At 49.0% G+C, this 11777-nt stretch carries 10 protein-coding genes; 2 read left to right on the plus strand and 8 right to left on the minus strand.

The window, feature by feature from the left end:
- Nucleotides 1-11: 11 nt before the first annotated feature.
- Nucleotides 12-1106 carry an aldo/keto reductase gene (locus FEN17_RS03555; protein WP_229208676.1) on the minus strand — a complete coding sequence of 365 codons (1095 nt, stop codon included), beginning with the start codon at nucleotides 1104-1106 and terminating at the stop codon, nucleotides 12-14.
- Between the two features lie 202 nt (nucleotides 1107-1308).
- On the opposite strand from FEN17_RS03555, the gene FEN17_RS03560 reads away from it, so the two are divergent.
- Together FEN17_RS03560 and FEN17_RS03565 are read left to right on the plus strand one after the other, a co-directional pair.
- On the plus strand, nucleotides 1309-1704 hold the full coding sequence (locus tag FEN17_RS03560; protein WP_138363917.1) for a hypothetical protein: 396 nt from the start codon (nucleotides 1309-1311) through the stop codon (nucleotides 1702-1704).
- Nucleotides 1701-1904, plus strand: a complete 204-nt coding sequence (locus FEN17_RS03565; protein ID WP_138363918.1) for a helix-turn-helix transcriptional regulator — start codon at nucleotides 1701-1703, stop codon at nucleotides 1902-1904. The genes FEN17_RS03560 and FEN17_RS03565 overlap by 4 nt, the downstream gene beginning before the upstream one ends.
- Before the next feature lie 113 nt (nucleotides 1905-2017).
- On the opposite strand, the gene FEN17_RS03570 is transcribed toward FEN17_RS03565, so the two are convergent.
- From FEN17_RS03570 to cobA, 7 genes are all read right to left on the minus strand, one after another.
- Entirely contained in the window at nucleotides 2018-2302 is a 285-nt protein-coding gene (locus tag FEN17_RS03570; RefSeq protein ID WP_138363919.1) for a hypothetical protein, read from the minus strand.
- A gap of 167 nt (nucleotides 2303-2469) precedes the next feature.
- On the minus strand, nucleotides 2470-2964 hold the full coding sequence (locus FEN17_RS03575; RefSeq protein ID WP_138363920.1) for a nitrate reductase associated protein: 495 nt from the start codon (nucleotides 2962-2964) through the stop codon (nucleotides 2470-2472).
- Nucleotides 2961-4436 carry a rubredoxin gene (locus tag FEN17_RS03580; RefSeq protein ID WP_138363921.1) on the minus strand — a complete coding sequence of 492 codons (1476 nt, stop codon included), beginning with the start codon at nucleotides 4434-4436 and terminating at the stop codon, nucleotides 2961-2963. The genes FEN17_RS03575 and FEN17_RS03580 overlap by 4 nt, the downstream gene beginning before the upstream one ends.
- Before the next feature lie 5 nt (nucleotides 4437-4441).
- Nucleotides 4442-7969 carry a nitrate reductase gene (locus FEN17_RS03585; protein WP_138363922.1) on the minus strand — a complete coding sequence of 1176 codons (3528 nt, stop codon included), beginning with the start codon at nucleotides 7967-7969 and terminating at the stop codon, nucleotides 4442-4444.
- 214 nt (nucleotides 7970-8183) lie between these two features.
- Complete coding sequence (locus FEN17_RS03590; protein WP_138363923.1) at nucleotides 8184-9494, minus strand: NarK family nitrate/nitrite MFS transporter; 1311 nt, start codon at nucleotides 9492-9494, stop codon at nucleotides 8184-8186.
- 29 nt (nucleotides 9495-9523) lie between these two features.
- Nucleotides 9524-10882: an alginate export family protein gene (locus FEN17_RS03595; protein WP_138363924.1), complete on the minus strand. Its 1359-nt coding sequence runs from the start codon at nucleotides 10880-10882 to the stop codon at nucleotides 9524-9526.
- Between the two features lie 25 nt (nucleotides 10883-10907).
- Nucleotides 10908-11666: a uroporphyrinogen-III C-methyltransferase gene (cobA, locus tag FEN17_RS03600; RefSeq protein ID WP_138363925.1), complete on the minus strand. Its 759-nt coding sequence runs from the start codon at nucleotides 11664-11666 to the stop codon at nucleotides 10908-10910.
- Nucleotides 11667-11777 lie beyond the last annotated feature (111 nt).

Consider the following 11777-nt stretch of genomic DNA (forward strand, 5'->3'; position numbering starts at 1 on the left):
AAAGCGGTTTGTCAGAAGTGTAAGTGGCCATAAAGACCCCCGTAAAGGTCAGTTTGAGAGCCAGTTGAACCCAGAAGGTCATGCGGATAACCCAGCTCGATGGCCGAAATGTCGTCCAGCCTTTTTACCGTTTCTTCGCTTAATGCAATCCGCAGGCTTCCCAGGTTATCCGCCAGCTGGGCTTCGTTTTTAATCCCCAAAACCGGAATTACTGGGGAGCGGCGTTGCATCATCCACGCCAACGCAATTTGTGACGGAGCAACATTCAGTTCTTCCGAAATTGCTTTTAATTCCCTAGCAATATGAATGTTCCGCTCCGAAAACCGCGGACTGTTTTCTCTCAATCTGCCAGTTTGCCCTTCCAGGTATTTCCCGGTCAAAACCCCGTTTCCCAATCCGCCCCAGGCCGTTACCGAAATGCCCAGCTCTTCCGCCATCGGGATCAGGTCCCGCTCCGCCGCGCGGGCTATCAGGCTGTATTCCACTTGGATAGCGACAAATTTGTTCAATCCTTTCCAGTCCGCCAGGGTATTCGCCTGACTGATCACCCAGGCCGGCGCATTGGAAATGCCGAGATGCAAAACTTTCCCGCTACGCACCAGATCGTCCATCGCCCTCAAAACCTCTTCCGGCGCCGTCGTAAAATCCCAGCTGTGCAGCCAGAGAATGTCTACAAAATCCGTATCCATTCTTTTAAGGCTGTCTTCCAGCGAGCGGACCATATTTTTACGATGATTACCTGAGAAGTTCAGGTCGCCGGGCCGGTCTTTCAAAGAATATTTGGTACCCACCACATGCCGGTGACGATCCGCCTTGATAAATTCGCCGAGCCACTGCTCGCTGGTACCATTTGTATATCGGTTAGCGGTATCAAAAAAGTTGCCGCCTGCGTTTATGAAAGCGTCGAAAATCTGTTTGGAAGCCGCCTTTTCCGCACCCCAGCCCCAGTCGGTACCAAATGTCATCGTGCCCAGACAAACCTCCGAAACCCGCAGACCGCATTTGCCGAGCACGCGGTAGTTCATGACATTTTCGGTGCCTCGCTGCGCTGCATTTTGCTGGTCAGCGGCCTGTTTTCCCAATAAATTCTTTACCCAATTAGCCATAAATTTTGCGTAGATTGACGATTTTCAATATTACTGGAAGCATATATATATTCAAAGCATTATTTCCCCGAGTTCGCGAGCGGGGCTCACAGAGATCGTGCTTCACGTAAGCTGCTTAATAAATTAGCTTTACTTTTTGTCAACTTAACTTGACAATAGGATATGCAAGCTTATCTTTGTGTGGACTTTAACCTATAATCAAATGGAACAATCAAAAAAGACCGAGGGGCGGGCCTCTATCATATTTTCCCTCATTTTTGCCGCAACTTATTTACTGGCCACATTGCTTTTGAAGCGTCATTTGCTGGGACAAACCGCTTCGATTCTCATCGCCATCCTGCCGGTTATAGCATTCGCCTTTTTCATTTTCAAGTATGTCAAAGCAGTTGCAAACATGGACGAAGTCCGGCAACGTGTACAGTTTGAAGCGGTCATCATCGGATTCTCACTGACTGTCATGCTGCTGATCGCGCTGTTTCTGCTAAGCCTGACCGACATTTCGTACCCCGAATGGTTTGGATATTCGCAGCTGGTCATTTTTTGCTGGCTGTTCTATTTTATCGGCTGGCTGGTTTCAAAAAAGAAATACGGAATATGAAAAATACGATTAAGGTCGAACGCGCCAAGAAGAACTGGACCCAGGCCGACCTTGCAAAGCATATTGGCATTTCAAGACAAAGTCTGAATTCAATCGAAACCGGAAAATTCATCCCGTCCACCATCCTCGCCCTGCGCATGGCAAAGGCGTTTGATACAAGTGTAGAAGTTTTGTTTCAGTTGGAAGAAGGGGAGTATTGATTTACTGGGAAAGGCGGGTTATTAGTGATGTTCTTACAAAGATTTAAAGGAGCAGTCCATTTAGAAAAGACTAAAAGTCAGGAGTTGCAAACCACAACTCCTGATAATTTGGATCACTCTGTTTCTAGCCGCTCCAATCCTTCCCAGAGCACTTTCAGGTCATAAAGCGCCGTTTTCTCAGTATCACCAAAACTAAGGCTGGTAAAGTAAAGCGCCAGATCGTGCACCTTTTTCAATGATCCGATTAGCTCATTGTAACCATGAGATCGAATGAGGTCAAGAAATTCGGCTTGTGACTGCGTTACCTGTACCAAAATTTCTGATACGTGACGTGCATCAAACGTTTTGCCAGCTGAATGCTCCGCTGAGCCGGGATTTGTTCCATCCGAAGTTCGCATGTTAAATGGATTGAAGTGAAGAAAAATGGAGGGGTCACTGCGAACTTCATCACGATGTTAGCATGATCCGGCTTCGGGACTTTCACCCGTATGCCCCTCCAAGGCCATTTTTACTAGGTTTTTAGATATTTAAATATCAGGAAATTCACTCAGCGGAGTGCCAGGAATTAGAAAAATTCCCGCACCGCGGCCGGAAAATTCTTCCCTTCATGCCCGGATCGGCTCAATTTCACCAACGCAAATCTTTCCAGAAAATCCAACGCCGCCCATTGTCTTATTGTAATCTCGGCACATTCCCACTCCGCAGCTTTCTCATTTACTTCCTCAGGAACGAGATTCGCCTGCGACCACATATCATTCAAGTCCAGCAAAATCGAAGGATAAACACCCGTATATTTCCAAACCAACTCACGCACATACCGCCCATAATTCTCCACCTCAAAATCCAGATAACAGGGCATTTGAGCCAGATCATCCTTCTCCGCATAACTCAATTTCACCCAATCGGCAAGTTTTAGCTTTACCCTGCACGCGTCCAGTTTGTAGCGCACAATCATCGGAACACATTTCAATGTCCCCACAAAGTCATTTTCAAATTGAAAAAATTTTACGTCGACTTTTTCGGTTTGCGGGTTTTCGAGTTTAAGATTTTCTGCAATCATATATGCAATGTTAGTGAGTTGGACAACGTCATTTCGACGGGTTGCAGCAATGATTTTTCATTGTCGCAGGTGCCGCAGCAGTAATGTTCCGGCAGTTCTTTGAAGGCGGTGCCGGGGCTGACATCTTGTCCTGGATTGCCGTATTCCGGATCGTAAATGGTCAGGCAGTCAGGACATTGGTGGACTAATTTTACAATTTGCGTTGCGGTCGGAGTTTCAATGTTTTCCGTTAAAAGGCTTCTCCCATTTTCCAGTGCGCGGAGGTTGTTGAATCTCCTGCAAAGTCTTTCGAGCTGCCAGCCGAGGTGGATGCCGAATAAACCTTTTTGGAACAAAATATGCGTTCGGCTGTTTGGGTTGAAATTTTCAGTGTGGTAAAGGTCATAGACATTCAAAAACCCGACCCCGCCGATTTTCAATAATGCCCTTTTTTTGACTAAGACCGAGCCGAATACTTCTGACTTACAGCGGGTTTGAATGCCAAAACATAAGCCGAATGTGCGTGTATCATGTTTTTCGAAATGCCGGATCAGCCGGTTTTTTAAAGTGTTGCCGTCGCCGGGATAATCTTCGGTTTGCCACGCCAGCTCATTTGCCGCGTGCCGAACATTAATGTTGTGTCTGCCCAGAACCCCGCTCCACTCGCTGCGATATTGATCCTCAATTCCTTTGATGATCAGCGATTTCCAGGGTGTCGTGCAGATTTCGCCAATACGTGTTTTGAGGCAAATGGTGCAGACATCCAGCAAAAAATCAATCGCAAATTCCTCGTCGCGGCGATATAAACCCAGCCACGTCCGCGATTCGTAGCGATTAAAACCTTCATAATAAGGCAGCGAAAAAGAAGGTAGTTCCAAATCCGAGCTGGCCGGCAGGGATACATAATGCAGATTTCCTCTGATGATTTTATAAAGTTCGGATTCGTCTAAATCCTGATTTTCAAGCATTTCCTCCTCGATCACCTTCGCTACCCGCCCGATTTCATTGGTATATACCAAATCCTTCCATTTGAAAACGACATTGCTCTGCTTCGGCCGGATATACAGAAACCAGAAATGCGGATCATTGGAGCTAACAAAATTGATGTTGCCTGTGAAAAAGGGTGTGAAGCTCTGGTTCGAGTCCGAAATGTTGATTTTGAGCCGCGGCTGGAAATCGATGGAATCCAGGATTGAATGATATTCGCCGGCATTCAGCCAATGTCCCGTCCTGAAAACTTCCTCGCCACAATACGAGCTGATGATGTTTGGAAAACGGTTTGTATTGGTCTCATACGCCACATTCAGCTTTTTCAAATCGCTTTCCAGGAACCGCATGTCCTCGTAATGCACCGTCATCAGCATTTGCTGCCGCGAGCCGAATTTTACTTTGCGGACATTTGCAGCCCACGCAGCAGTGAGTATTTTTTTCAAAAATCCCGGCGACGCAATGCCGCCCGGCAGATTGATTTTGATGTGATAATAGTCCCTCATAACCCTCAAACCATCATAGATTCCTTCATTTTTTCCAAAATCGACCTTACTTCCGGCCTGCACGATCCGCAACCTGTTCCCGCTCCGGTTTTCTGGCAGAGCGCCGCAAAATCCTTACAACCCGCTTCGATCGCATTTTCCAGGTTCCCGCTGCCAACCTGGTTGCACGAACATACCAGTTTCCCCAGCATCGGCTCCACTTTCTGGCTCGATCGTAGCAACTGTAAACGCTTCTCCGACAGCTCGGTACCTTCTGCAATCAGCACTTTAAACTCCGCAAATTCATTTTTATCACCGATCAGAATCGTACCCACCAGCTTGTCGCGGTGTATAATGCATTTTTTGTAAAACCGCTTTGCCTTGTCCGTAAAAACGATCTGCTCGTACGCCGGATCATTCGCCGGGACGTCTATCAGCCCCATGCTGCACATATGCAGGCCGTCCATTTTCAGGATATTCATGGAGAGACTTCCTTTGTAAGGCATCGAAATGTCCCCGGCCAGGTAGGTCGCGATCACTTCGGCCTGCTGCTCGGCGGCGAGGGTAATGCCCCACATTTGCCCGTTCCACTCGGCGATTTCTCCCGCCGAAAAGATTTCAGGATCAGAAGTTTGCAGATAGTCATTAACCGTCACGCCCCGCTTGCAATCCAGTCCGGTAGCTTGCGCAAGCTGAATGTTGGGCACAGTTCCGGCGGTAATAATCACTGCTTGACAAGTCAGTCTCCGTCCCGATTTCAGGCGGATACCCAGCACTTTTTCGGAGCCATCGAAAGTGGCGATTTCATCATTGAAGTAAATGTTAATGTTCCGGTCGGCGAGTTCCTGGTACAGCAGTTCGCTTGCCAGCGGATCCAGTTGTCGCTCCATCAGTCGTCCACTCCGCTGAATGACACTCACTTGCACATTCATTTCCCGGAAGGAAGCGGCAAGTTCAAGACCCAGAATCCCGCCGCCGACGATCACCGCATGCGCGCCAGGCTGCCGCAAAAAGGGTAGGAGCGAGTCGGCATCCGGCCGGGAACGCATGTTGAAAATGCCGGCCAGGTTCGGGACGCCTTTTGGCATAAAAGCCCGACTGCCCATGCCGAGGATCAGCTTGTCGTAATGATGCTGGCGCCCCAGATCGTCCACCACAATTTTATTTTTCCGGTCAATGTTAGCGATCCCGATGCCGGCGTGAACCGTAATGTTATTTTCTGCAAACTGATCTTCGCGCAACTTCACCAGCTGTTCCCATTTTTGTGCGCCGCTGATATAGTCCGGCAGCATCACGCGGTTGTAAAATGGATCAATTTCTTTGGAAAAAACGTGGATTTCGTCCCTCTGGTTAAGGCTGCGATATTGATTGATAAATCCTAAACCGGCAGAACCCGCGCCGATAATGATGATTTTTTCAAGCGGTTTGACATAAGCCGAGACCTGCACCGCCGAAAATTTAAAATCCGGCTCTTTCGATTTCGGGTCAACCAATGTGCTGGTGAGATTATTGGCGCGGTTGAGATTGCTGCCCAGCATTTTGCCCCAGTGCATCGGCAAGAAACAAAGCCCGGGCCGCACATCCGTACTCAGCTGGACTTTCACCCGCACCTCGCCCCGCCGCCCGGCCACTACCGCAAGTTGTCCGTCATTCAAATTCCGCTTCTTCGCATCGTCCGGGTGGATTTGCAGGAAAGGCTGGGGGATATGTTTGTTCAATTTTGCCACGCGCCCGGTTTTGGTCATCGTATGCCACTGGTCGCGGATCCGGCCGGTTGTCAACACCAGTGGAAACTCTGGATCAGTCGGTTCTGAGGCATTTTCATCATCTACGGCGTGGATTTGCGCTTTTTTATTGGGGGTATAAAATTGATGGTCTTCAAAAAGTCTTTTGGTTGATGTAATGTTTTCAAAAGCATTGTCCGACGCCGGCGCAGGCCACTGGATGCTTCTGTTTTTCCTTAAAAGTTCATGATTGACGGCTGTAATATCAATGCTGGTACCCGCCGTGATCTTGACATATTCATCATAAATTTCGGAAGTGTTTTTGTAGTTGAATGCTTCGCCAAAACCCATTTTGGCAGCGAATCGCCAGATGATTTCAGAATCGGGCAATGCTTCTCCCGGCGCGTCCAATGCTTTGGGGAGATAGGTGATACGCCTTTCGGCATTCGTCATCGTGCCATCTTTTTCGAGCCAGGCGGCGGCTGGGAGGACTACATCCGCCATTTGAACCGTATCCGCCCGACTGGATACATCTTGTACGACAACGAACCGGGCTTTTTTCAAAGCATTTTCGGCAGCATTCACATCCGGCATGCTTACCATTGGATTGGTATTAATGATCCAGATCGCTTTCAGCTTGTCGTCGGCCAGCGCCTCGAACATTTCCGTCGCGGTCAATCCCGGTTTCGGCTCAATGTTGACGGGAGTCTGCCAGAATGTTTCCAGCTCTTCGCGATGTTTGGCATTCACAACTTCGCGGTGGCCCGGCAGCATGTTCGCTAATCCGCCCGTTTCGCGTCCGCCCATCGCATTCGGCTGGCCCGTCAAAGAAAACGGCCCATTTCCTGCCCTCCCGATTTTGCCGGTTATCAAATGCAGGTTAATGAGCGAAAGATTTTTATTCACCCCGATGACCGACTGATTCAAACCCATCGTCCAGAAAGAAAGGAAACCTTTCGCCTCACCGATCAGCCGCGCAGCAATCTCAATGTCATGCGGGTCAATCCCACAAATCTCCGCCGCCTCGTGCACCGATCGCTGCATTACTTTTTGTCGATAGGTCTCAAAACCATCGGTATGATCGGTAACAAAATCAATGTCAATGTTGCCATTTTCAATCAGCAACCTGCCGATCGCGTGGTTCAGCACAATGTCAGTGCCGGGATTAATTTGCAAATGCAAGTCCGAAGAGCGGGCCGTATCCGTGACGCGCGGATCAACGCAAATGATCTTAACATGTTGATTATCAGCCTTGTGTGCCTCGACGCGTCGCCAGATAATCGGGTGGCACCAGGCGGGATTCGCGCCAGTTACAAACAAGACATCGGCCGCTTCGATGTCGTCATAAGTCACCGGCACGCTATCCTCACCCAGCGACATTTTGTAACCGACCACGGCGGAGCTCATGCACAGCCGCGAGTTGGTATCGATATTATTTGATCCGATAAAGCCTTTAATCAGCTTGTTCACGAGGTAATACTCCTCCGTCAAACATTGCCCTGAAACATAAAAAGCAACCGAATCAGGCCCATATTTCTTGATAAAAGTCTTAAAAACCGCCGCAGTTCTGTCCAGCGCCTCATCCCAGCTTACCCGCTGCAAAGACATCGATTTATTCAGCCGCATTTGCGGATATAGCAGCCTGTCCGACTGGTCCATCACCGTGTAATGTAGGTTCATACCCTTCGAGCAAAGCATTCCGTTATTTGAAGGATGCGTCTTATCGCCTTCCAGGCTGAGTTGCCCGTTCGCCTCTTTAGTAACCACCACCCCGCAGCCGACGCCGCAGTAACAGCAGGTTGATTGGAAGGTGTTGGTTTGGGTTTTCATGGGGTGGGTGGTTTTTAGTTGGGATGTGGTTTGGAGGGGTTCGGTGTTGTTTGTTATTATTCCATGTCATGCTGAGCGGAGTCGAAGCACTTTACTGGTGAGCAGAGTGCAAAAAGGCGTTCTGCCAAGCCAGTAGCGTGCTTCGACTCCGCTCAGCATGACATGAGGAAAGAAGCATGATATAACATAACGAACTCAGCGTGACATGGATTAATCAAGCCTCCGCAACTTCCAGCTTTTCCGCCCCGGTAACAACCCGCGCCGACTTGTCAAAATCAATCAAAGCCACCACAGCAGCCACACAGGCAATCGCGACGCCGATGTACATAAATGCCTGTGAGTAAGTAATGTTCTCGGATTTAAACAGGAAACCCGCAAGCACTGCGCCCACATTCCCACCCGCACCCACAATGCCGCTCACAGAGCCTAATGCCTTTGGATTGATAAAAGGTACAATCGCATAAGTGGCACCATTGGCCATTTTCAAAAACATCGCAAAGCCTAACATTGTGAGTACCGCGATGGTAATGCTGCCGCTTTGGGCGAAAAGTGCGATGCCGATTCCTTCCATTGCCAGCAGGCCGGCTAATAATCTGCCTTTTCCAGCCAGGCCGAAGGTTTTTCCTACTTTATCTGCCACAATCCCGCCGACTGCCCGGGCGAAAATGTTCATGAAACCGAATGTTCCGGCAAGGATACCTGCGGTTGCGAGCGAAGTCTGGAAGTTGTCGAAGAAGTAAAGTGCGGCTACATTGTCAAAGGTGATTTCAATTCCGAAGCATGCCCCGTAAGCTAAAAAAAGTGCCCAGGTACGTTTGTCCTTCATTGCAGCAGCGAGTGTTCCTTTTGTTTTAACTGACTTAGGATTAGCAATTTGCAGCTCTTCGAAATTTCCTTGCGGAGTATCTTTTGTAAAAAAGTAATACACGAATGCAAAAACCAGCAAAACCGCTCCGGGAATGACCATCGCCATCCGCCAGGCCGATTCCGGCAGGTAGCCTGCACCTACGAAACCCGCGAAAATGAGCGGCATGACCATATTCGTCACTCCGCCGCCCAGGTTACCCCAGCCGCCAGCGACTGCATTGGCGGTGCCAACAATCTTTTTATCGAACATCACGGAAGTGTGGTATTGTGTGACAACAAATGATGCGCCGATGACGCCGATCGCGAGGCGGAAAAGCAAAAAGCCCTCATAGCTGTGCACCAGCCCGACCATCATCACCGGAAAAGCGCAAATTCCCATCAAAGCCGAATATGTTTTCCGCGGTCCCCAGGTATCGCATAATTTTCCGATTGCAATGCGCGCCACGACCGTCGCCGCTACGGAGGCGATGATAATGTTGCCGATCTGGCTTTTCGTCAGGCCGAGGTCGGTTTTGATCACCGACATCAGTGGCGCGAGTCCAAACCAGCCGAAAAAGCAGAGAAAAAATGCCATCCAGGTCAAATGAAATGTGCGCATCTGGATGCCTTTGAAGCTGAGAATGTTGAGTTTTTCCAGCGGCTTGTTTGTGCTTTCCATCGTAATAGAAGTTGAAAGAGTGAAGTTGACTATTTGGTGAACTCTGGTTTGATATTAATCATCAGATAGGCCCAGTTGGCCATTTTGGAAGGATTGGCGACATTCTTAACCTGCCCTAATGTGGCTGTGGTGAAGTAGGTGCAGTAGCCGCCCTGAAAGCTGATCGCCTTTGTCAGATTATAGTTTGCGATAAAATCCAGCTCGCTGCCCAGGCTTGAAGACAGCTTTTGATCATTGGCATTGTAAATCGTTGCCGCGCTTGAAAAGTGATGATAGTCAGCGGATAAAGAAAATTTTTCGGAGGTTTTGAGAATGCTGTTGACGTACAAATCCGAGAGTCCGCCCCTGCCGAAACCATTGGCCGCATAGAAGTAGTCCATCTGTCCCCAAAACTTGTGCGGCGTGCCGTAAAGCGGGTCGAATGTTCTGTTTTTGGCAGCATGCGCGCCGGTACCTGAGGTATGGTCAAAGCCGGGGCCGACGCTCAGAATTCGGTTGATCGTGTAGAGCCCACGGACGGAATACATATTGGCATTCAGCGACTTACCGTCCCGGTCTTTACCGGTTTGCAAATATGCGCTGGCCGTCAGGTTCCAAGATTTATGCGGTTTAATTTGCAGATACGGCCCAAATGTTACCCGGTTCCAGGTGCCTTTTTGCAAGACCCTTTCACTTTTTTCATTCAATGTATATTTCTGAAAATCATCCTTTAATGCGAGAAAAGAAATGTTTCCAACATTCAGTTTTTTGCCCAGATAAACAAACTGCATGGACTTGTACATCGTCCCAATTCCGTTCGTGCCAGCTGGATATCCGTTGGGAATTCCTTCGTACAGTGTGCCCGTTTTTAGTTCACGGTTCTGGTTATACGCTGCGCCGATATGGGCTGTAAAATTGTTGGCGCCGAGTTTCAAAACCGCCGCATCGTGACGCCGTGCCTGTTGCAGCCAGTCAAGGTTTCCGAGGAGACGGCTGTCGTCATACAACAGTTCCTGGCGGCCGATTTTGATGGCGAATTCTTTGCCGAGCTTCGTTTTTGACGTATCCAGCAGGCTGATTTCACCCCAGGCTTCGTGCAGCATCAGGCCGTTCAATGCGGAATTGGTGATGCGGTTATTGGTGGAAGCATCCTGTCCCCACACCCGGACATCCTGCACGGCGACAAAAAATTGGTAGCGGTAACCTTTGTAACCCGCATTGAGCCGGGTTCTTTGTGATGTAAAAAAGGCCGGTTTTTCACCTTTCGCGAGCGGCGAGCCCTGGCCTTGCAGTAGCTCGGTGCGCGTACGGAGCTGGCCCGAAACATTCAATTGGGCGAAGATTTCACCGGGGCAAAGCATGGCGATGCCGATGATACCCGCCCAGAGCAGGTAAAAGTTTTTGTTCATCGTAACAGGAGTTATAAGTTGGTAATCAGATCAGTTGCATGCTTTGCAGGTACTCCCTGGTGTAGGATGGATGCAGCGAAACCACCTCGCCGATCACCATGATCGCAGGTGTCCCGATGCCATTTTCTTCTGCCAGTCGTGGCATTTCCCAAACCTGCCCGATCAAACTTTTTTCGTCTTCGCGGGTGCCATTTTGAATGATGGCCATCGGCAAATGCGCCCGGCCAAATTTCTTATACAGATCACAAATTTCCCTCAACCGGTTCATCCCCATCAAAACCACCACCGTCGCTTTCGACTGCGCCGCAAGTTGCATATCCTCCGAAAGCTCCTCATTCCGCGTTGTGCCAGTGATCACCCAGAAACTTTCACTATACCCGCGGCTCGTAACCGGAATTTCCAGCGAAGCTGGCACCGCGATGCAGCTCGAAACGCCGGGCACAACTTCCACCTCCAAAGCATGTTCCCGCGCATATTCCAGTTCCTCATAGCCTCTGCCAAATACAAATGAATCGCCGCCTTTCAGTCTCACGACGTGTCCACGCTTACGTGCAAGCCTGACAATTAACCCGTTAATCTCATTCTGTGAAAAAGAAGGGTTGCCTGCCTTCTTTCCAACATACATTTTCAATGCATCGGCAGGCGCGAAATCCAGCAGTTCCGTATTGGCCAGTTCGTCGTACAAAATGACATCTGCATGCTGCAATGCCTTCAATCCTTTCACGGTGATTAATTCCGCATTGCCAGGTCCGGCCCCTACGAGTGTCAATTTTGGCGTATTCATATAATGGAGTGATTAAATGATAGGATCCTATGATGTATAGTATGTAGTAACTATATTAACTATGGCATCAAAATTAGAGGCTAAATTTTACAAAACAATGATTTAACCAAA

Origin of the sequence: Dyadobacter luticola (assembly GCF_005860805.1) — a bacterium.
GTDB lineage: Bacteria > Bacteroidota > Bacteroidia > Cytophagales > Spirosomataceae > Dyadobacter > Dyadobacter luticola.